The sequence below is a fragment of the Variovorax sp. P1_H2 genome, assembly GCF_056405295.1.
In genome coordinates, this window is sequence record NZ_JBFUCJ010000037.1 from 1 (window position 1) to 20,984 (window position 20,984).

At 68.7% G+C, this 20,984-nt stretch carries 19 protein-coding genes; 11 read left to right on the forward strand and 8 right to left on the reverse strand.

Annotated elements, in window-relative coordinates; all coding sequences use genetic code 11:
* Nucleotides 1-1,112: methyl-accepting chemotaxis protein (locus AC1D2E_RS14970; RefSeq protein WP_478198122.1), on the reverse strand; the 1,112-nt coding region annotated here is incomplete at its 3' end.
* 81 nt (nucleotides 1,113-1,193) lie between these two features.
* Nucleotides 1,194-1,739, reverse strand: coding sequence for a DUF924 family protein (locus tag AC1D2E_RS14975; RefSeq protein ID WP_478198123.1), 546 nt, complete (start codon nucleotides 1,737-1,739; stop codon nucleotides 1,194-1,196).
* A 105-nt stretch (nucleotides 1,740-1,844) separates the two neighbouring features.
* Between AC1D2E_RS14975 and AC1D2E_RS14980 the strand changes: the two genes are divergently transcribed.
* A complete protein-coding gene (locus AC1D2E_RS14980; protein ID WP_478198124.1) occupies nucleotides 1,845-2,294 on the forward strand; it encodes a CHRD domain-containing protein in 450 nt (149 codons plus the stop codon).
* A gap of 11 nt (nucleotides 2,295-2,305) precedes the next feature.
* Here the strand turns inward: AC1D2E_RS14980 and AC1D2E_RS14985 are convergent, their stop codons facing one another.
* Nucleotides 2,306-3,145, reverse strand: coding sequence for a sigma-70 family RNA polymerase sigma factor (locus AC1D2E_RS14985; protein WP_478198125.1), 840 nt, complete (start codon nucleotides 3,143-3,145; stop codon nucleotides 2,306-2,308).
* A gap of 84 nt (nucleotides 3,146-3,229) precedes the next feature.
* Between AC1D2E_RS14985 and AC1D2E_RS14990 the strand changes: the two genes are divergently transcribed.
* The 7 genes from AC1D2E_RS14990 to AC1D2E_RS15020 all read left to right on the forward strand — a co-directional run bounded on the left by AC1D2E_RS14990 (nucleotide 3,230) and on the right by AC1D2E_RS15020 (nucleotide 10,629).
* Nucleotides 3,230-3,823 carry an ATP-dependent Clp protease proteolytic subunit gene (locus AC1D2E_RS14990; RefSeq protein WP_478198126.1) on the forward strand — a complete coding sequence of 198 codons (594 nt, stop codon included), beginning with the start codon at nucleotides 3,230-3,232 and terminating at the stop codon, nucleotides 3,821-3,823.
* 32 nt (nucleotides 3,824-3,855) lie between these two features.
* A complete protein-coding gene (locus AC1D2E_RS14995) occupies nucleotides 3,856-5,106 on the forward strand; it encodes a patatin-like phospholipase family protein (RefSeq protein WP_478198127.1) in 1,251 nt (416 codons plus the stop codon).
* A gap of 79 nt (nucleotides 5,107-5,185) precedes the next feature.
* Nucleotides 5,186-5,968: a 3-hydroxybutyrate dehydrogenase gene (locus AC1D2E_RS15000; RefSeq protein WP_478177697.1), complete on the forward strand. Its 783-nt coding sequence runs from the start codon at nucleotides 5,186-5,188 to the stop codon at nucleotides 5,966-5,968.
* A 63-nt stretch (nucleotides 5,969-6,031) separates the two neighbouring features.
* Nucleotides 6,032-6,958 (forward strand): LysR substrate-binding domain-containing protein, encoded by a 927-nt coding sequence (locus AC1D2E_RS15005; protein WP_478177698.1) that lies wholly within the window; start codon nucleotides 6,032-6,034, stop codon nucleotides 6,956-6,958.
* A gap of 78 nt (nucleotides 6,959-7,036) precedes the next feature.
* Nucleotides 7,037-8,443 (forward strand): FAD-dependent tricarballylate dehydrogenase TcuA, encoded by a 1,407-nt coding sequence (gene tcuA / locus AC1D2E_RS15010; protein WP_478198128.1) that lies wholly within the window; start codon nucleotides 7,037-7,039, stop codon nucleotides 8,441-8,443.
* A complete protein-coding gene (tcuB, locus tag AC1D2E_RS15015) occupies nucleotides 8,430-9,614 on the forward strand; it encodes a tricarballylate utilization 4Fe-4S protein TcuB (protein WP_478198129.1) in 1,185 nt (394 codons plus the stop codon). The genes tcuA and tcuB overlap by 14 nt, the downstream gene beginning before the upstream one ends.
* Before the next feature lie 37 nt (nucleotides 9,615-9,651).
* Nucleotides 9,652-10,629 (forward strand): Bug family tripartite tricarboxylate transporter substrate binding protein, encoded by a 978-nt coding sequence (locus AC1D2E_RS15020; RefSeq protein WP_478198130.1) that lies wholly within the window; start codon nucleotides 9,652-9,654, stop codon nucleotides 10,627-10,629.
* A gap of 175 nt (nucleotides 10,630-10,804) precedes the next feature.
* Here AC1D2E_RS15020 and AC1D2E_RS15025 read toward each other — a convergent pair whose 3' ends face one another.
* Complete coding sequence (locus AC1D2E_RS15025) at nucleotides 10,805-11,776, reverse strand: bifunctional helix-turn-helix transcriptional regulator/GNAT family N-acetyltransferase (protein WP_478198131.1); 972 nt, start codon at nucleotides 11,774-11,776, stop codon at nucleotides 10,805-10,807.
* Nucleotides 11,777-11,943: 167 nt separating this feature from the next.
* Here AC1D2E_RS15025 and AC1D2E_RS15030 point away from each other — a divergent pair, with 167 nt between their 5' ends.
* Nucleotides 11,944-14,292: a YgiQ family radical SAM protein gene (locus AC1D2E_RS15030; protein WP_478198132.1), complete on the forward strand. Its 2,349-nt coding sequence runs from the start codon at nucleotides 11,944-11,946 to the stop codon at nucleotides 14,290-14,292.
* A 34-nt stretch (nucleotides 14,293-14,326) separates the two neighbouring features.
* Nucleotides 14,327-15,235, forward strand: coding sequence for a hypothetical protein (locus AC1D2E_RS15035; RefSeq protein WP_478198133.1), 909 nt, complete (start codon nucleotides 14,327-14,329; stop codon nucleotides 15,233-15,235).
* A gap of 21 nt (nucleotides 15,236-15,256) precedes the next feature.
* On the opposite strand, the gene AC1D2E_RS15040 is transcribed toward AC1D2E_RS15035, so the two are convergent.
* From AC1D2E_RS15040 to hglS, 4 genes are all read right to left on the reverse strand, one after another.
* A complete protein-coding gene (locus AC1D2E_RS15040) occupies nucleotides 15,257-15,703 on the reverse strand; it encodes a universal stress protein (protein ID WP_478198134.1) in 447 nt (148 codons plus the stop codon).
* Between the two features lie 147 nt (nucleotides 15,704-15,850).
* Nucleotides 15,851-17,365, reverse strand: coding sequence for an L-piperidine-6-carboxylate dehydrogenase (amaB, locus tag AC1D2E_RS15045; protein WP_478198135.1), 1,515 nt, complete (start codon nucleotides 17,363-17,365; stop codon nucleotides 15,851-15,853).
* Nucleotides 17,362-18,600: an aminotransferase-like domain-containing protein gene (locus AC1D2E_RS15050; protein ID WP_478198136.1), complete on the reverse strand. Its 1,239-nt coding sequence runs from the start codon at nucleotides 18,598-18,600 to the stop codon at nucleotides 17,362-17,364. The genes amaB and AC1D2E_RS15050 overlap by 4 nt, the downstream gene beginning before the upstream one ends.
* Nucleotides 18,597-19,952, reverse strand: coding sequence for a 2-oxoadipate dioxygenase/decarboxylase HglS (gene hglS, locus AC1D2E_RS15055; RefSeq protein ID WP_478198137.1), 1,356 nt, complete (start codon nucleotides 19,950-19,952; stop codon nucleotides 18,597-18,599). Before hglS ends, AC1D2E_RS15050 begins: the two co-directional genes overlap by 4 nt.
* Nucleotides 19,953-20,087: 135 nt before the next feature.
* Between hglS and AC1D2E_RS15060 the strand changes: the two genes are divergently transcribed.
* Nucleotides 20,088-20,981: a LysR family transcriptional regulator gene (locus tag AC1D2E_RS15060; RefSeq protein WP_478198138.1), complete on the forward strand. Its 894-nt coding sequence runs from the start codon at nucleotides 20,088-20,090 to the stop codon at nucleotides 20,979-20,981.
* Nucleotides 20,982-20,984: the final 3 nt, after the last annotated feature.

The window sequence follows — 20,984 nt, forward strand, 5'->3', positions numbered from 1 at the left end:
ATGTTGGTCTGGAAGGCGATGCCGTCGATCACGCCGATGATGTCCACGATCTTGCGCGACGAGGCGTTGATCGAGCCCATGGTGCCGACCACCTGGCTGACCACGCTGCCGCCCCTGACCGCCACCTCGGAGGCCGAGACGGCCAGCTGGTTGGCCTGGCGCGCGTTGTCGGCGTTCTGCTTGACCGTCGAAGTCAGCTCTTCCATCGACGCCGCGGTCTGCTCCAGCGAGCTCGCCTGCTCCTCGGTGCGCGAGGACAGGTCCTGGTTGCCGGTGGCGATCTGGCTCGACGCCGTCGCGATCGTGTCGGTGCCTTCATGCACTTCACCCACGATCTTCACCAGGCTGGTGTTCATGTCCTTGAGCGCCTGCAGCAGCTGCCCGGTCTCGTCGCGCGTGCCGGCCTCGATGCGGCTGGTCAGGTCGCCGCCGGCCACCGTCTGCGCCACTTGCACCGCCCGGCCCAGCGGCCGGGTGATGCCGGCCGCGAGCCACCACGCGCAAACGCCGCCCAGGCCCAGCACGAGGACTCCCAGCGCCACCAGCAGGCTGCGGCTGGACCGGTAGCTGGCGCCGATCTGGAGCACCGTGCCGTCGATCATTCGCCGCTGCATCTCGAGCAATTGCTGGACCTTGTCCAGGTAGACCTTGGCGGCGGGCATGAACATCCGCTCCAGTGCCCGGTTGGCCTCCTCCGTCGTGCCCTCGGCCTTGGCCTTGACCACGGCGTCCCGCCCTTCGAGGTACTTCGCCCGCACCTCCTGGAACCCCTTCCACAGCGCCTTCTCCTCTTCGCTGACCAGCAGCGGCTCGAGCTGCTTCTGCATGGCTTGCGCCTCCTTGGTGGAGTTCGCGCTTTCCTCGGCGAAGAAGGGGCCGAGCGATGGGTCGGCACTCTTGGCGATGGCGGTGGTTCGGCGCACGCCGACCGCCACCAGCCGGTACCAGTCGCTGATGATCCGTTCCTTGGCCAGCGGCTGGTGGGTGATTTCTTCGGCGGCGGTCGTCACCGCATGAAGGCGCCAGATGCCGAGCGCAGTCATCAGCGCCATCAATGCCAGCACAAGGCCGAATCCCAGACCCAGGCGGGTGCCGATCTTCCAGTTTTTCACGTCAGTTCCTCATAGCCGGCCCGTCCGACTGCCAGAGGAATATCGGCAAGCGGGCGAAAAAATGAAGCCCGGCCTGCGGCGTCAGCCTGAGAAGCCGCCGTCGTCGAGAAATTTCTGCTCTTCCGCCGTGCTGCGGCGTTTCAGGGCCGCATTGCGATGCGGAAAGCGACCGAAGCGCGCCACGATGTCGCGGTGCAGCAGGGCGAATCGTTGCGTGTTGTCGTCGAGCGCCCTGCACAGGAGGACCGAGCGCTCCTGGTCGGCCAGTGATTCCGAATGCATGAAGGGCAGGTAGAAGAACGGCCGCAGTGCCGGCTCGACCTGCTGGTCGAACCCGGCCGCGATCGCCGCCTGCGCGACCGCCAGCGCCCTGCCGTCGGTCGCGAACATGCGGCCGCTGCCGCGCCAGGCGTTGCGGGGCAACTGGTCGAGCAGCAGCAGCAGCGCCAGCGCGCCTTCGGCGTCGGCCGCCCAGTGGTCGAGTGCGCCGGCGGCGGCGAGGTGGTGCGCGGGCTCGAAGCGGGCCTTGAATTCGGCATCGAAGGCCTCGTTCTTGGCGAACCAGCGGCGCGGGCCGGCGTCGCGCCAGAAGGCGGTGACCTCGCCGGGAGAGGGAAGGGCATTCATGCGGCGGATGATGCCATCGGGTCTCGAAAGTCGGGGCGGTGGCCGACATCGCGGACGACCGCCGCTGCCTAAGCTTGGCGCATCACAACCCGATGGAGATGTCCCATGACCCGATACGGAAGAATCTTGCGCCTGGCCCTTGTCGCGGGCGTCGCGACCGTGGCCCTGGCGGGCTGCGGAATGATGTCGAAGTCCAATACCGCGAGCTTCAGCGGCGCCATGAATGCGGCCAGCGAGGTGCCGCCCAACATGACGCGCGGCAGCGGCATGGCCGAGGCCTGGCTCAACAAGGACACCAACGTGCTCAAGTACAAGATCACCTACGAGGGCTTGAGCGGGCCGGCCACAGGCGCGCACTTCCACGGTCCGGCCGCGGCAGGCGCGAACGCCGCCGTCGTGCTGCCATTCGCATCGCCGGCCAGTCCGATCGAGGGCCAGGCCACGCTCACGCCGGCTCAGGCGGCCGACCTGATGGCAGGCAAGTGGTACGCCAACGTCCACACCGCGGCCAATCCGGGCGGCGAGATCCGCGGGCAGATGCTGCCGAAGATGTAGCGGGGCGCGGGTCAGCCCGCAACGGTGGCCTGCTCCTCATGATCGCTTTCGCTGCGAGCCCCCAGCGGCAGCACGCAGACGAACTGGGTGCCCAGCGCCAGCACGAGGCCGAGCCGGCCGCCGATCTGGGCGATCTCGCAACGCGCCCTCGGCACGGCCGTGGCCGGGCCGGGCTCGCAGTGCCGCACGGCCTTGCCGACGCCGGACCCGGAGTTGGCCATGGCCCGTGTCGCTGCTTGCCGGAGCAGCCCGAGGAGGGGCTGAAGGTCGCGGTTCCGGAGCGACTGAAGGTAGAGCCCGAAAGTGGCCGATGTGTCCGCCTCGCCGGCCGCATCTTCGGGGGCAGGCGCCTTGCTCCCGCGTTGGCGCAGCCGCATCAGCGCCCGATGCACTTGCTGCCTGCAGCCGGCCTCGCTCCTGCCGCTGGCCCGGGCAATGTCGGCGTAGCTCGCTTCGAAGACCTCGCGCAGCAGCAGGGCGGCCCCGTCGGCGGCGCTCAGGGTAGCCGCCAGCAGGCGCAGCGCCCGGGTGCTTTCTTCGGCCTGCGCCGCGAGGTCTTCGGCCGAGCACGCGCTGAGCGCCGAGGCCCGCGCTTCGGCATCGTGGAGCCAGCGGCGCATCCAGTCGCGCCGACGGAGCCGGTCGATGACAAGGTTCTGCATGACGGTGGTCAACCACGCCTGAGCGGCATCCGGAGGCGGTGCGCCGCCGGCCCCTGCCTCGACCGCCCGCAGGTAGCTTTCCTGGACGACGTCCTCGGCTTCGGCCGTGGCACCCAGAAGGCGCTGCGCGGCGCGGACCAGGCGGTTGCGGTCGGAGGGGAGGTGCGAAAGATAACGTTCATCGAGCATCGGCGGAGCTTGCCACAGCGCGGGCTGTCACGAATCCGAGGGCTCATTCGTCAAGACAGTTCAAACCACAGGAGCAACTTCTCAATGGAAAAAGACGACGACACCAAGCCCTCCGACGCGCCCGAAATGCGCAGTTCCTACCTCGAGGAAAAGGCCTTCAAGTCGCGCACGCTGCTGATCTTCGGATCGATCACCGATGCCGTGGCGGCCGACGTCACGCGACGGCTGATCGCGCTCGACGCCGACAGCCAGGCGCCGATCGACATCCTCGTGAGCTCGCCGGGCGGCCACCTCGAATCGGGCGACGCGATCCACGACATCGTTCGCTTCATCAGCGCGCCGGTCCACATGATCGGCACCGGATGGGTCGGCAGCGCGGCGACGCATCTGTTCCTGGCGGCGCCGCGCGAGCGCCGCGTGTGCCTGCCCAATACCCGTTTCCTGATCCACCAGCCGAGTGGCGGCGCAGGCGGGCAAGCGACCGACATCGCGATCCAGGCGCAGGAGATCGTCAAGGCCCGCGAGCGCGTCGCCCACGAGATCGCCCGCGAGACCGGCCGTCCGCTGGACGAGGTACTGGTCGACATCGAGCGCGATCGCTGGCTGTCGGCTGAAGAGGCCGTGGCCTACGGGCTGATCTCGCGCATCGTCCAGCGCAAGACCGAGTTGCGCTCCTAGGCGTCCCCCGGAGGGAGGCGGCGAGCTGGCGCATGGTGTCAAATGACGCCATGATCGCCACCAAGAAGCCTCGTTCCTCCTCCTCTTCCGCCTCGGCCGGGTCTGCTGCCGCTGCTCGCTCGCGGGTCGACATCAACACCGCCAGGAAGGCGCTGGTGCTGCAGGGCGGCGGCGCGCTCGGCGCCTACCAGGCGGGCGTCTATGCCGGGGTGTTCGAGAAGCACAAGGCGCTGGACTGGGTCGCCGGGGTATCGATCGGCGCGGTCAACGCGGCCTTGATCGCCGGCAATCCGCCGGAGCGCCGCGTCCAGCGACTGCGCGAGTTCTGGGACCTGGTCTCGTCGGGGCCGACCCAGCGCCTGCCGGCCTGGTGGGGCGGCGACCGGGCGGTGCTGAACCAGTGGAGCGCCACCGCGGTCGCGATGCTCGGCGTGCCGGGTTTCTTCGAGCCGCGCCGCACGCCGGCGCTGATGCTCGGCGGCTCGGCGCCGCTGCTGAGCTACTACGATACTTCGCCGCTCAAGTCCACACTCGAGCGGCTGGTCGACTTCGACCGCATCAACCATTGCGAGACCCGCTTCAGCGTCGGTGCCGTCAACGTGCGCACCGGCAATTCGATCTATTTCGACAACACGGTGCAGCGCATCGGGCCCGAGCACATCATGGCCAGCGGCGCGCTGCCGCCCGGCTTCGCGCCGGTGCACATCGACGGCGAGGACTACTGGGACGGCGGCATCGTCTCCAACACGCCGCTGCAGTACGTGCTCGACACCCATCCGCGCAGCGAGCCGCTGATGGTGCTGCAGGTCGACCTGTTCAGCGCCCATGGCGCGATGCCGCGCACGCTGGCCGAGACCCTGGAGCGGCAGAAGGACATCACCTATTCGAGCCGCACCCGGATGAACACCGATGTGCTGGCTTCCAACATGAACCTCCAGCAGGCGATCGCCGACCTGATCGGCAAACTGCCGGCGCCGTTGCGCAGGGACCCCAGCGTGCATGCGGTCTGTGCCCAGCTGAACCACCAGCCGATCGAGATCGTGCACCTGATCTACCGCGACAAGCCCTACGAGCTCGAATCGAAGGACTACGAGTTCTCGCGCGCCTCGGTGGACGAGCACTGGGACGCCGGCCTGCGCGACATCTGCAACACGCTGGACCATCCCGAATGCCTCCAGGGGGCTTTGCTGTCGCACGGCGTCACCACCTTCGACCTGACCGAGCCGAATGCCCGCCGGATCCGCCGCCCGATGCAGCATCCGCTGATTCCGGCCGGGCAGTGAGCGCCGGACCCCACCGGCACGCCGCACAGGCACGCAGATTGCACGCATTCCCCCATCCCCGTCACACCAAGGAAAACCCATGCAGCTCAAGGACAAGGTCGCTTTCATCACCGGCTCGGCCAGCGGTATCGGCAAGGAGATCGCGATCCTGTTCGCGCAGGAAGGCGCGAAGATCGTGATCGCCGACCTCAACAAGCAGGCGGCCGACGCCACGGCCGCCGAGCTCGAGGCCAGCGGTGCGCAGGCCATCGGCGTCGGCGTCGACGTCACCAGCGAGGAGCAGGTCGATGCGGCGGTCGAGGAGGCGGCCAAGGCCTTCGGCGGCATCGACATCCTGATCAGCAACGCCGGCATCCAGATCGTGCATCCGGTGGAAGAGTTCAGCTTCGCCGACTGGAAGAAGATGCTGGCGATCCACCTCGACGGCGCCTTCCTGACGACCAAGGCCTGTCTCAAGCACATGTACGCGCAGGGCCGCGGCGGCAGCGTGATCTACATGGGCTCGGTGCACTCCAAGGAAGCTTCGCTGCTGAAGGCGCCCTACGTGACCGCCAAGCACGGCCTGATCGGCCTGGCGAAGACCGTGGCCAAGGAGGGTGCCAAGTACAACGTGCGAGCCAACGTGATCTGCCCCGGCTTCGTGCGCACGCCGCTGGTCGAAAAGCAGATCCCCGAGCAGGCGAAGACGCTCGGCATCACCGAGGAGCAGGTGATCAAGAACGTGATGCTCAAGGAAACCGTGGACGGCGAGTTCACCACCACCGACGACGTCGCCCGCGTGGCGCTGATGTTCGCGGCCTTCCCGACCAATGCGCTGACCGGGCAGTCCCTCGTCGTGAGCCACGGCTGGTTCATGCAGTGAGGGCGGCCGCACCCGCCTTCGCCACGACCGCCCTCCGACGGCGCGCTGCCCGCTGAAGCCGCGATGGAACTGAGGCAACTGCGCTATTTCGTCAAGACCTGCGAACTGCGCAGCATGGGGCGCGCCGCGCTCGAGCTCGACCTGGCGACCTCCGCGCTGAGCCAGCAGATCAGCCGGCTCGAGAGCGAGCTGTCGACGCGCCTGCTGCAGCGCAGCTCGACCGGCGTCACGCCGACCGATGCCGGCCTGGCCTTCTTGCAACAGGCCCAGCTCACCTTGCGCCATGCCGACGAGGCGGTGCGGGCGGCGCAGCAGGCACGGCTCGCGGGCCACGTGAGTATCGGCCTGCCGCCGACCACCTCGTCGGTGCTCGGCGTGCCGCTGATCCAGGCCATGGCCGAGCGCTATCCCGAGGTCAGGCTGCACCTGGTGGAGGCCCTGTCGGGCCACCTGGCGACCATGCTCAACGGCCGCCAGCTCGACCTCGCGGTGCTGTTCCAGGCCGACGCCGCACGGCGCTGGACCGTGCTGCCCTTGCTCGACGAGAAGCTGTTCGTGATCGGCCATGCCGACCTGCCGGGCCTGCCCGCAGGGCCGCAGGTGCGCATCGCGCGCCTGGGCGAGCTGCCGCTGATCCTGCCGAGCGCCTCGCATGGGCTGCGCGCCACGCTGGCCGCGGCCTTCGCTCGGGCCCGCGTCGAGCCGCGCGTGGTGGCCGAGATCGACGGCCTGGCGCTGCTGATGGACGCGGTGCGCGCGGGACAGGGCGCGACCATCCAGCCGGGCGCGGCGACCGCTCGCCTCGGCGACGCCGGCCTGGTGCAGGTGCGCATCGCCGATGCCCAGGTGGGCCGCCGCAACCTGCTGGCCAGCCTGTCGGACGACGAGCTGTCGCCGGCGGCGCTGGCCGCCCGGGTGGTGCTGTCCGACGTCGCGCGCCGGCTGGTGCGCGACGGCCGCTGGGCCGGCGCCACTCTTCACGAAAACTGAAGACCCCTTGCCTCGGGCGCACTGTCGCCCGAAGGCCTGCCTGCCTACAGTTGCCCTTCACCACGAGGAGACAACTGAATGATCGACGTCCTGGTCGCCGGCGGCGGCAATGCCGCGCTGTGCGCCGCGCTGATGGCGCGCGAGGCCGGTGCCAGCGTGCTGCTGGTCGAGGCCTCGCCGCGCGAATGGCGCGGCGGCAATTCCCAGCACACGCGCAACCTGCGCTGCATGCACGATGCGCCGCAGGACGTGCTGGTCGACGCCTATCCCGAGGACGAGTACTGGCAGGACCTGCTGAAGGTGACGGGCGGCCTGACCGACGAGCACCTCGCCCGCATCGCGATCCGTGCTTCATCGACCTGCCGCGACTGGATGCGCCGACATGGCGTGCACTTCCAGCCGCCGCTGTCGGGCGCGCTGCACGTGGCGCGCACCAACGCCTTCTTCATGGGCGGCGGCAAGGCGCTCGTCAACGCGTACTTCCGCAGCGCCGAGCGGCTGGGCGTCCAGCTTCGCTACGACACGCCGATCGTCTCGATCGAACTCGACGGCGATCGCTTCGTGGCCGCACGCACCGCCGGCGGCGAGCGCATCGAGGCGCGAAGCTGCGTCCTTGCGGCGGGCGGCTTCGAGTCCAACCGCGAGTGGCTCATCGAGGCCTGGGGCGTGAACGCGCGCGGCGAGTGCCCGGCCGAGAACTTCCTGATCCGCGGCACGCGCTTCAACGAGGGCGTGCTGCTCAAGGCCATGATCGACGCCGGGGCCGATTCGATCGGCGATCCGACGCAGGCCCACATGGTGGCGATCGACGCCCGGGCACCGCTCTACGACGGCGGCATCTGCACCCGCATCGACTGCGTGTCGCTCGGCGTCGTCGTCAACCGCGACGCGCAGCGCTTCTACGACGAGGGCGAGGACTTCTGGCCCAAGCGCTATGCGATCTGGGGCCGGCTCGTGGCGCAGCAGCCGGGCCAGATCGGCTACTCGATCATCGACCGCAAGGCGATCGGCCGTTTCATGCCACCGGTGTTCCCGGGCACGGTGGCCGACAGCCTGCCCGAGCTCGCGCGCAAGCTGGGCCTGCCGGAGGCACCCTTCGTCGACACCATCGCCGCCTACAACGCGGCCTGCCGGGTCGGCACCTTCGACCACACGGCGCTCGATGACTGCCACACCGAAGGCCTCGCGCCCGCCAAGACCCACTGGGCGCGTCCGATCGACACGCCGCCCTTCTACGGCTATGCGCTGCGGCCCGGCGTCACCTTCACCTACCTGGGCCTGAGGGTGAACGACCAGGCCGCCGTGCACTTCGGCGGCCGGCCGAGCCCGAATCTGTTTGTCGCCGGCGAGATGATGGCCGGCAACGTCCTCGGCAAGGGCTACACCGCCGGCGTGGGGATGGCGATCGGCACCGCGTTCGGCCGCATCGCCGGCACCCAGGCGGCCAAGGCGGCCATGAAGGAGACGGACCATGCAGCAGCTTGATGCGCTGACCCGGGAGGCCGTATCGCTCGCGGGCGGCGGGTCACGGGGGACCCCGATCCTGAGCGCGCGCGAGGCCGAGGTCGGCCGCCAGATGCAGATCTGCAATGCTTGCCGCTACTGCGAGGGCTTCTGCGCCGTGTTCCCGGCGATGACGCGGCGGCTCGAATTCGGCAAGGCCGACATCCACTACCTCGCGAACCTGTGCCACAACTGCGGCGCCTGCCTGCATGCCTGCCAGTACGCGCCGCCGCACGAGTTCGCGGTCAACGTGCCGCGCGCGATGGCCGAGGTGCGCGGGCAGACCTATGCCGACTATGCGTGGCCGCCGGCATGGGGCCGGCTGTACCAGCGCAATGGCCTGACACTGTCGGTGGCGCTCGCTGCGGGGCTGGCTCTGTTCCTGATGCTGGCGGTGGCGCTCAATGGCACGCTGTGGGGCGGCAGGCTGGAGGGCAATTTCTACCGCCTGTTCCCGCACAACCTGCTGGTCAGTCTGTTCGCGCCGGTGTTCCTGTTCGTGGTGTTCGCGTTGGGCAAGGGTGTCACGCGCTTCTGGCGCGAGCTGACGCCGGCCACCAGCGGCGCGCCGTTGAACGCGCCTGCCGCGGCCGAAGCCACCCATGCCGTGCTGCGCCTGAAGTACCTCGACGGCGGCCACGGCGAAGGCTGCCACGACGAGGACGATGCCTACACGCTGTCGCGCCGGCGCTTCCATCACTTCACCTTCTACGGTTTCCTGTTGTGCTTCGCTGCTACCAGCGTCGCGACGCTCTACCACTACCTGTTCGGCTGGCACGCGCCTTACGACCTGCCGAGCCTGCCTAAGCTGCTCGGTGTCGTCGGTGGCGCGAGTCTGATGATCGGCACGGCGGGGCTCTGGCGGCTCAACCGCCGGCGCCATGCGTTGCAGGGCGATGCGGCGCAGAAGCCGATGGACCTGGGCTTCATTGCCTTGTTGTTCCTCACCAGCGCGAGCGGACTGGCGCTGTGGCTCGGGCGCGGCACGCCGGCCCTGGCGCTGCTGCTGTGCCTGCATCTCGGCGCGGTGATGGCGCTCTTCGCCACGCTGCCTTACGGCAAGTTCGCGCACGGCATCTTCCGCACGGCGGCGCTGCTGCGCCATGCGGTCGAGAAGCGCCTGCCGAATCCGATCGGCCTCGGCGCCGACTGAAAAACAACTCGAATCGACAACTGGCAAGGGAACCACGATGAACAAACGACACCTGCTGCGCGCCACCACTCTGGTCGCTGCTTCGCTGCTGCTGGCCGGCCTCGGCCACGCGCAGGACTTTCCGCCGAACAAGCCGGTGACCTTGGTGGTGGGGTTCGCTCCGGGCGGCGCGGCCGACGCGGCGGCGCGCTTGATCGCGAAGAAGCTGGGCGAGAACATCGGCCAGAAAGTCGTGGTCGACAACAAGGCCGGTGCCGGCGGCAACATCGCCCACCAGCTGGTGGCGGCCGGGCCGGCCGACGGCTCGATGCTGCTGTTCGGCTCGATCGGCCCGCTGACCATCGCGCCGCATGTGATGAAGGTCCGCTACGACCCCTTCAAGGACCTGGCCGCCATCTCGGGCGGCGTCAACTTTCCGAACGTGCTGGTGGTGAACAAGGGCGTGGGCGTGAAGACGCTGGCCGAGTTCGTGGCGCTCGCGAAGAAGAAGCCCGGAAGCATCGATTTCGCGTCCACCGGTGCCGGCTCGGCCTCGCACCTGGCGGGCGAGCTCTTCAACCAGCGCGCGGGCATCGACATGGTCCACGTACCGTACAAGGGCGGCGCGCCGGCGCTGCAGGACCTGCTGGGCGAGCGTGTCGCCTCGTATTTCTCGGCGCCACCGACGGCGCTGCCGCAGATCGAGGCCGGCAACCTGATCCCGCTCGCCACCACCGGGTCGACGCGGCCGGCCTACATGCCGAACATCCCCACGGTGGCCGAATCGGGCTACCCGGGCTTCGAGGCCTTGAACTGGTATGCCTTCGTGGCACCGGGCAAGACGCCGGCGCCCGTGCTCGACCGCTGGAACCTGGAGATCGTGAAGGTGCTGAACGATCCGGGCGTCAAGGAATCGCTCGACAAGCACGGATTGACGCCGCAGCCGACCACGCGGGCAGAGCTCACGGCCTTCATGCGCAAGGAAGACGCCAAGTGGGGCGGCATCGTGCGCGAACGCAGGATCACCGCAGATTGAATGGCCCCCACGCTCCCCCACTTCGTGTGGGTCGCTGCCCCCCGAGGGGGCCGCAGGCCGCCTTGGGGCGGCCCGGCGCCGGCCTGGGCCCCCACGCYCCCCCACTACGTGTGGGTCGCTGCCCCCCGAGGGGGCCGCAGGCCGCCTTGGGGCGGCCCGGCGCCGGCCTGGGTCGTCAGGCAGAAGGTGTGGCGAGCTTGAGTTCCCAGGTCTCGCCGACCAGTTGCTGCCCGAAGCCTTCGTAGGGTTCCGACTTCACCCGCTTGAACCCGCGTGCGGCGTAGATGCCGCGCGCCGCCGCGAGGCAGCTGTTGGTCCACAGGACCATCTTCTTGTAGCCCTTGTTGCGCGCGAAGGCGATGCACTCGTCCGTGAGCCGCCCGCCCAGCCCCAGGCCGCGTGCCTGCGGCGCGAGGATCAGCATGCGCAATTGCGCGGTGGTGGGCGACTTGCGCACCACAAACACCGCGCCGACGCGCTCGCCATTGAGCTCGGCGATCCAGCAGCGCTCCCAGGCGGGCTGGAACTTGCGCAGGAACTGGCCGGCGATGTCGGCCACCAGGGCCTCGAACTCGCTGTTCCAGCCGTACTCGCGGGCGTAGATCTCGCCGTGCTGCTGCACCACCCAGCCGATGTCGCCGGGCGCCGGGTCGCGCAGCACCGCCGCCTGCGTGCGGGCTGGCGGCCGCGTTCCCGGCTCCAGAAGGGCCTGCAGCGTGTCCATCGCCTCGATCAGCTGGTGCCGCTCGGCCGGCGCCAGCGGCGCCAGCAGCGCCCGCGCCTCGTCGCGCGATTTCTGCTGCAGCGGCGCGAAAGCCGCATGGCCGGCTTCGGTCAACGCCAGCAGGCTCTGCCTGGCGTCGCGCGGATGGGGCTGGCGCCGCAGCCAGCCCCGGGACTCGAAGCGCCGCAGGATGCGGCTTAGGTAGCCGCCGTCGAGGTGCAGGTCCCGGCCGATCTCGCTGGCCACCGCTTCCGCGCGATGCGCCAGTTCGTAGAGCACACGCACGTCGGTCAGCGACATGTCGCTGTCGAGGTAGGGGTCGAGGATGCCGATGCGGCGCGTGTAGAAGCGGTTGAAACGGCGGATCGCCTTAACCTCGGCCACTTCCGTAGTGGGGGTGGGAATGCGGGACATGCTTGCCATTGTCATGTAATTGATTGACTAAGGCAATCAATTGATCGGCTGCCACCGTTTCTCGTTTGCCCTTTAGGGCGACAGATCCAATGGAAAACCCTAAAATCGCGGGTTGCCCACCACCGGCCCACCCGGCCCGCAGGCCTCTCGCGGCAGACCCTTGCCGTATTCCCTCGATGAACGCCCCAGTCGACGTCTCCTTTTTCGCGCGCGCCGCCAAGCCGCTGACCAGCTACCGCAAGTACTGGGCGGCCCGCTTCGGCACGGCGAAGTTCCTGCCGACCTCGCGCGCCGAGATGGACGCCCTCGGCTGGGACAGCTGCGACATCATCGTGGTCACGGGCGATGCCTATGTCGACCATCCGAGCTTCGGCATGGCCGTGATCGGCCGCATGCTAGAGGCGCAAGGCTTCCGGGTCGGCATCATCGCGCAGCCCGACTGGCAGAGCGCCGACCCGTTCAAGGTGCTCGGCAAGCCGAACCTGTTCTTCGGCGTCACGGCCGGCAACATGGATTCGATGATCAACCGCTACACGGCCGACCGCAAGGTGCGCAGCGACGACGCCTACACGCCCGGCGACGTCGGCGGCCGGCGGCCCGACCGGGCGGCCATCGTCTATTCGCAGCGCTGCAAGGAAGCCTGGAGCGACGTGCCGATCGTGCTCGGCGGCATCGAAGGCTCGCTGCGCCGTATCGCGCATTACGACTACTGGCAGGACAAGGTGCGGCGCTCGATCGTGGTCGACGCCAAGTGCGACCTGCTGCTGTACGGCAACGCCGAGCGGGCGATCGTCGAGATCGCCCACCGGCTGGCCGCGCGCGAGCCGGTGGCGCAGATCACCGACGTGCGCGGCACGGCCTTCGTGCGCCGCGAAACGCCGGAAGGCTGGTTCGAGATCAATTCCACCAGCGTCGACGAGCCGGGCCGGGTCGAGGCCCATGTCAATCCGTACCTGATGGTGTCCGACCAGGCCAAGGCCAACGGCGCCACCTGCGCCAAGGAAGACGACGCCCAGGCAGTCGCCCAGGCCGCCGAATCCGCGGGCTCCGTCAACCTGTCGATCAAGCCGCTCAATTTCGTGCCGAACCCGGCCTTGCAGAGCCGCGAGCGCATCAAGGTGCCGCCGCGCGACCGCTCGGTGATCCGGCTGCCGTCCTACGAGCAAGTGCGCGCCGATCCGGTGCTCTACGCCCACGCCAACCGCGTGCTGCATCTCGAAACCAACCCCGGCAATGCCCGTGCATTGGTGCAGGCGCACGGCGAAGGCACGACCGCGCGCGACGTCTGGATCAACCCGCCGCCGATCCCGCTGACCACGGCCGAGATGGACCACGTGTTCGACCTGCCGTATGCGCGCAGCCCGCATCCGCGCTATGCCGACCAGAACGGCAGCCACGACGGCGGGACGAAGATCCCCGCGTGGGAAATGATCCGCTTCAGCGTCAACATCATGCGCGGCTGCTTCGGCGGCTGTACCTTCTGCTCGATCACCGAGCACGAGGGCCGCATCATCCAGAGCCGCTCGGAAGAATCGATCATCAAGGAAGTCGAAGCGATCCGCGACAGCGTCAAGGGCTTCACCGGCACCATTTCCGACCTCGGCGGCCCGACCGCCAACATGTACCGCATCGGCTGCAAGTCGCCCGAGATCGAATCGGCCTGCCGCAAGCCCAGCTGCGTCTATCCGGGCATCTGCCCGAACCTCAACACCAACCACGATCCGCTGATCAAGATCTACCGCCGCGCGCGGGCGCTCAAGGGCATCAAGAAGATCCTGATCGGCTCCGGCCTGCGCTACGACCTGGCGGTGCAGTCGCCCGAGTACGTCAAGGAGCTGGTGCAGCACCACGTCGGCGGCTATCTCAAGATCGCGCCCGAGCACACCGAGCAGGGTCCGCTCACCAAGATGATGAAGCCGGGCATCGGCAGCTATGACAAGTTCAAGCAGATGTTCGAGAAGTACTCGGCCGAGGCGGGCAAGAAGCAGTACCTGATCCCGTACTTCATCGCCGCGCACCCGGGCACCAGCGACGAGGACATGATGAACCTCGCGATCTGGCTCAAGAAGAACGGCTTTCGCGCCGACCAGGTGCAGACCTTCTACCCGTCGCCGATGGCCACCGCGACCACGATGTACCACACCAACAAGAACCCGCTGCGCAAGATCACGCGCGAGAGCGAGACGGTGGACATCGTGCGCGGCGACAAGCGCCGCCGCCTGCACAAGGCCTTCCTGCGCTACCACGACGCCAACAACTGGCCGCTGCTGCGCGAAGCGTTGAAGGCGATGGGCCGGGCCGACCTGATCGGCAACGGCAAGCACCACCTGATCCCAACCTGGCAGCCGTTGACCGACGGCAGCTACCAGAGCGCTCGGCGCAAGAACTCGACCGTGGTGGCGGCCAAGCCGGCGGCGCCGGTCAAGGGCCGCATCCTGACCCAGCACACCGGGCTGCCGCCGCGCGACACCGGGGCAGGGCGCACCCGGCCTTCGGCGGGCAAGCCGATCCGCAAGGACCGCTGAGCGGCCGGCGCGGCAGTCGCTGTATCGTGTCGGCATGAACACACTGCCGGCGGTCTTGTTCCTGTGCTTGCGCGTCGGCATCGGCCTGATGCTCTCGGTGTCGGCTTTCGGCGCCCGGGCGGCGCTCGAGGCGGGTTCGGCCCAGGCCCTGCGCGAACTGCACGGCAAGCTCGGCGAACAACTGGTCCGCAGTCCCTTGAAGCGGCCGATCGTGCTCGATTCGGCCGAAACCGACGGYGGGCTGCAGGGCGATGTCTATGCGGTCGTCAATCACTCGCTCGAGGACGTGCGGCGCGCACTCGAGCAATCCCCGCAGTGGTGCGAGATGCTGCTGCTGCACATCAACAACCGGCGCTGCCGCGTGGCGCGCGGGCCCGAAGGCGAGGTGCTGACCCTGAGCGTGGTCCCGCGCTACGACAAGCCGATCGAACAGGCCTTCGAKCTGTCTTTCGGGCACCGCGCGGCGCAGGCCACGGCGGACTACCTGCTGGTCGACCTGGCAGCGGAATCGGGCCCGATGGGGACCAGCCACTACCGCGTGATGGTCGAGGGGATCCCGCTCGGCGAGCACCAGGCCTTCCTGCATTTCGCCTACGCCTATGACCACGGCATGATGGCCCGCCTCGCCACCATGGCCTACCTCGCGACCTTCGGCAGCCACAAGGTGGGCTTCACGGTGGTCGGCAAGAAGCCCAACGGCGGTCCCGACTACATCCGCGGCCTGCGCGGTCTGGTAGAGCGCAACGCGATGCGCTACTTCCTGGCGCTGGAGGCCTACCTCGACGGCCTCCCGGCGCCGGCGCCGGAGCGCGCCGACAAGCGCCTGCACCGCTGGTTCGAGGCCAGCGAGCGCTACCCGACCCAATTGCACGAGGTCGACCTGGCGACCTACCTGGCGGTCAAGCGCGAGGATCGCCTGCGCGACACCGGCCTGGCGCGCTGAGGCGTCGCGCTCGTCGCGGCGTCAGCGAAGCACCAGCACCGGCGTGTGCGAATGTGTCAGCACATGCAGCGTCTCGCTGCCCATCAGCAGCCGCTTGATGCCGCGCCGTCCGTGCGAGGCCATCACGATCAGGTCGCAATGGTGGACCCGCGCGGCTTCGATGATGGCTTCGGACACGCCTTCGGCGCGCATCACGATGCCGGTGGTGCGCTTGACACCCCGGGCATCGGCCTTGGACTTGACCGCATCGACCACCCGCTGCGACTCGGCGTCGGCCTCGTCGCGCAGCCGCGAGACCTCGATCTGGCTGAGCAGCAGCGAGCCCTCGAAGTAGCTGGCGGCCTGGTGATGGGAGACCTTGACGGCGTACAGCTCCGCCTGCGTCAGGAGGGCCAGGTCGATGGCGCTGCCCACGGCCTGTTCCGACAGCTCGGAGCCGTCGGTCGCCACGAGGATTCGTTCGTACATGACGGAACTCCCGGGCGGACGGGGACCCGCCCCCGGGGTGAGATTAGTCCGCGCACCGCAGGGGTGCAAGGGGTCGACGGCGTTCTAGGCGGGGTCGCCTAGCACCGGGCCGCAGCTCGGGTCACGCCTCGGTCGCGCCGCTTGGCGTCAGACTTCGAAGCGCACGCCTTGCGCGAGCGGCAGTTCGCGCGAGTAGTTGATCGTGTTGGTGGCACGGCGCATGTACGCCTTCCACGCGTCGGAGCCGGACTCGCGGCCTCCGCCGGTCTCCTTGTCGCCGCCGAAGGCGCCGCCGATCTCGGCACCCGAGGTGCCGATGTTCACGTTCGCGATGCCGCAGTCGGAGCCCGATGCGGACAGGAAGGATTCCACCTCGCGCACGTCGTTGCTGAAGATCGCGGAGGACAGGCCTTGCGGAACGCCGTTCTGCAGTGCGATCGCGTCGTCCAGGTCCGCGTAGGCCATCACGTAGAGGATGGGAGCGAAAGTCTCGTGGCACACGGTCGCGGTCTGCGCGGGCATTTCCACGATTGCGGGGCGGACGTAGAAGGCATTCGGGAACCGTGTCTCCAGCACGCGCTCGCCGCCGGTCACCAGGCCGCCTTCCGAAGCCGCCGAGCGCAGCGCCGCCTGCATCGATTCGAAGGCGTTCTGATCGATCAGCGGGCCGACCAACTGGCCTTCGAGCGGATCGCCGATGCTGAGCTTCGCATAGGCCGCCTTGAGGCGTTGGACGAACGCTTCGCGGACGCTCGAATGAACGATCAGCCGGCGCGTCGTCGTGCAGCGCTGTCCCGCCGTGCCCGCAGCAGCGAACAGGATGCCGCGCACGGCGAGGTCGAGATCGGCGGATGGCGTGACGATCACCGCGTTGTTGCCACCGAGTTCAAGCAGCACGCGGCCGAAACGCTGCATCACCCGTGGCCCGACTGCACGGCCCATGCGCGTGCTGCCCGTGGCGGAAAGCAGCGCGACCTTCGGATGGTCGACCAGCGCTTCACCGGTGTCCTGCCTGCCGATCACCAGTTGCGACAGCGCCGGCGGCGCGTCGCCGAAGGCGCGTGCGGCGCGCTCGAAGATCGCCTGGCAGGCCAGTGCCGTGAGCGGTGTCTTCTCCGACGGCTTCCAGACGACCGCATCGCCGCAGACGATGGCCAGGGCGAAGTTCCATGACCACACGGCCGCGGGGAAATTGAAGGCGCTGATGACGCCGACGACGCCGAGCGGATGCCAGGTTTCCATCATGCGATGCTTCGGCCGCTCGGAGGCGATCGTCAGGCCGTAGAGCTGGCGCGACAGACCGACCGCGAATTCGCAGATGTCGATCATTTCCTGCACTTCGCCGACGCCCTCGGAGAGCATCTTGCCGCTTTCGATGGAAATGAGGCGGCCGAGCGGCGCCTGGTGCTTGCGGAGTTCTTCGCCGAGCAGCCGGATGAGGGCGCCGCGTCGCGGAGCGGGCACGTCGCGCCAGGCCTCGAACGACTGCTGCGCGCGGCGAACGGTCTCGTCGACCTGCTGGGGCGAGTGAGCGGCGACGCGGCCGATCTCGCTGCCGTCGATAGGACTGCGTACGGCGATATCGCCCTGGGAGTAGCTGCCCAGTGGCAAGTCGAGGCTTCCGAGGATGTCTTGCGTCGATTTCGCGAATGAGGTGCTCATGGCTTTTCCTGTAGTGATGGGTGGTCGAAAGCGCGCGCGAGTCGCTGCACGCCTTCGGTGATCTGTGCCGTGTTCGCCGCGGCGTAGGAGAGCCGCATGGATCGGGCCGCCCGGCCGTCGGCGTAGAAGGCGGCGCCGGGAACGAACAGTACGCCGGCGTYGACGGCGGCCTGGAACAGCCGTCGCGGGTCCGTCGGGCCGGTCCATTCCCCCCAGAGGAACAGGCCGCCCCTGGGTTGGGCGCAATGCAAGCGGCCGCCGAGATTCTCTTCGATGGCGTCCGCCATCGCCACCATGCGCCGGCCGTATTCGGCACTGGCGTCCTTCACTGCCCCGGGGTAGCGGCCCGACTGCAGGTAGTGTGCGGCGATGAGCTGCACCAGCGGCGAGGTGCACAGGTCCATCGTCTGCTTCGCGATGGCGGCACGCCTGAGCACGGCGGGCGAAGCGATCATCCAGCCCACGCGCAGCGCGGGGGCGACCGTCTTCGAGAGGCTCGAAAGATACACGACGGGGTTGGCGTCGCCTGCGATGCGCTTGCCTGTCTCGAACAGCGTCGGCAGCCGGTCTTCGGTAAAGGCCAACTCGCCGTAGGGGTCGTCTTCGACGATCAGGAAGCCGCGTTCGACGGCGAGCTCGACCAGCGCCTGCCGCCGCTCGCGCGCCAGGGTGGCGCCGGACGGGTTCGAGAAGGTCGGCACGGTATAGATGAAGCTGGGCTTGCCGCGCATCGCACGCAGCGTCTCGACCAGCCCATCGATCCGCAGGCCGTGGTCGTCCGACGCCACCTGCACGATGCCGACGCCGGCCAGGCGGGTGGCCTGGAGGGCGGCCGAGTAGGCGGGCGACTCCATCAGCACGGTATCGCCGGGTTGCAGCAGGATGCGCACGAGGATGTCGTAGCCCTGCTGGGAGCCGGTGGTCACGAGCAGGCTCGGCGCCTCGCACGAAATGCCGCGGCCGAGGCAGAGCTGCGCGAGCGCGGAGCGCAAGACGGGCATGCCCTCCGTGGCGCCGTACTGCAGGCACGCGGCGGCATCGGTCCAGGCGCGCTGCGATGCATCCTGCAGCCCCACGCTGTCCAGCAACGCGGGCGACGGATAGCCGCCGGCGAACGAGATCATTCCGGGACGCTGGAGGTAGGGGAAGAGCTCGCGGATCGGCGAGCCTGCGGGCTCGGCGAATGCGGGTGCGAATTCAAAGCCCGTGTTCGGTACTGACGTTTCGATGCTCATGGGAGGGCGTGCGAGCGCAGTGCGGATGTCACGGCGGCGATCGACTTCTGCTGCTGGCTTTCATACAGCGCGATCTCGTCCAGCACCTTGCAGCCGAGCGCCTGCTCGAAGGCTGCCTGCGCCCCACCGGCGGCGTAGGCCTGCTGCTGCCTGCCGCCGAGGTTGGACTGGAAGATGCCGGCCGCACTGACCGGCAGGAAGTCCTCGTAGAGGATGGGTTCCGCGCGCACGAGGCCGCGCTCGACCAGCGATTCGAGGTCCCGGTCGTCATCGCCGGTTTCCTGCGAACGGCCCGTTTCCGTGATCGAGTAGCGGAAGAATGCAAGGCCCTGGCGTCGCAGGGACCCGAGGTCATCGGGGAATTCCGCGAACACTTCGGCGAGCCGCCGCTCGGGGTCATGGTCTGCTGCGGCAGGCTGGTCGCGCGCCTGCGCGAGCAGCCTGTCGTACAGCGTTCGGCCCTTGCGGGTGAGCGCGATGCCGCGTTGCTCGATCTCGCCGAAGCGGGCCGTGTGCGTGCCCGCGGCCTGCTCGCCGTCGCCGACGAAGAGGATCTTCTCCTCCAGTGCCTTGAAACTCGTCTGCCGCAGCAGGATCGGGAATTTGCGCGCCGGCGGTCCCTCGATCGTCTCCTTGGCCGGGATGCCCAAGGCCCGCATCCGGGCGTGGGCCGCGTCGATGTCGAGCGTGCGCGGCGTGAGGTGGTTGATGTGCGGCCCCTTGAAGCACACCACGTCGGCAACCAGTCGGTGCGCCTCGTGCAGCGCGTCGTAGATCGCGGCGGGGACGGGGGCCTCGTGGTGCCAGCGGAAGGTCTCGAGCGCCTCGACGACGAATTCATCCGCCTCCGCGGAACTGAGTCCGCCGCGCTCCTCGTGCAATGCGGTGAGCGCGAGCAAGCGCGCCGAGAAGATGCGCCTGCGTGCCAGGATCTCTTTCGCCTGGGCCTGCAAGGTGCCGGGCGCCAGCATCTCCAGCCGCAGCAGGGAGGTGAACAGGCGCAAAGGACTGGCGCGCAGCGCCTCGGCCTCGATGGGGCGAAAGGCCGTCGAATGCACGGGCACGCCTGCCGCCGACAGGTCGTAGTAGCCCACGGGCAGCATGCCCATGACGCCGAGCACGCGCCGCATCGTGCCGAGCTCCTCGGCGGTGCCGAGGCGGATCGCGCCGTGGCGCTCGACTTCCAGCCTGCCGGTGTCCGCCGTCGCAGCGCCGCGCCCTGCCTCCCGATTGACGTCCGCGACCAGTTCCAGCAGTGACCCGTACAAGGGCACTTCGAGGCGGTACATGTCGGACATCGCAGCCGAGAACCGGCGGCGCACTTCATTGGAATCGATTCGGGTGGCGGTCAATGGAGTCCTTCGGCAGGCGAGGGCGTTGATGCGGATTGCTCATGACAGTTCTCCCTGCGGCACGAATTGTTGAGATGCCTCGCAAGGCCGTCAAACGATCATTGAGCCTGGGTTCATTCCAAAATAGAATGACCTATGCAGTTCCCGCGCCGCTTCCTGCCACCCACTTCCGTTCTCTGCGCCTTCGAGGCGGCGGCGCGCCTCGGCAGCTTCACCGCCGCCGCGTCGGAGCTGCACCTGACCCAAAGCGCCGTCAGCCGCCAGATCCGCGCGCTCGAAGAACTGCTGGGCGCCGGGTTGTTCGTCCGGGAGCGGCAGACCGTGCGGCTCACGGTGGCCGGCGATGCCTATGCCACCGAGATCCGCGAGGCGCTCCACCGGATTTCGCAGGCCACTTTCGGCTTTCGTGCGAACCCGCAAGGCGGCACGCTAAACCTCGCGATCCTCCCCACTTTCGGGACGCGCTGGCTCGCGCCGCGGCTGCCGGATTTCTTTTCCGCACATCCCGAAGTGACGGTGAACCTCAGCACGCGGCTTGCGCCCTTCGACTTCAGGTCGGATCCGCTCGATGCGGCGATCCATTTCGGCCTGCCGAACTGGCCGGGCGCGGAGCTCGACGAATTGATGCGCGAGACCGTCGTGCCGGCCTGCAGCCCGGCCTTGAAGAAGCGCTACCGGTTCGCGCGGCCGCGCGACTTGCTGAAGGTCCCGCTGCTGCATGTGTCGAGCCGACCCGATGCATGGAAGCGGTGGCTCGAGGCGATGGACGTGCAAGCGGCCAACCCGCCGGGCATGGCCGTCGACCAGTTCGCACTGGCCGCGCAGGCCGCTGCAGCCGGCCTCGGCGTGGCGCTGCTGCCGCAGTTCCTGATGCACGAGGAGTTCGCGCGCGGCGACCTGGTGGAGGCCATCCATGCGCCTTTCGAAGGCGCAGAGCGCTACTACCTCGCCTGGCCCGCGAGCCGCGTCAACTATCCGCCGCTGAAGGCCTTGCGCGATTGGTTGCGCACGCAGGCCGGCCGGCAGTAGCCC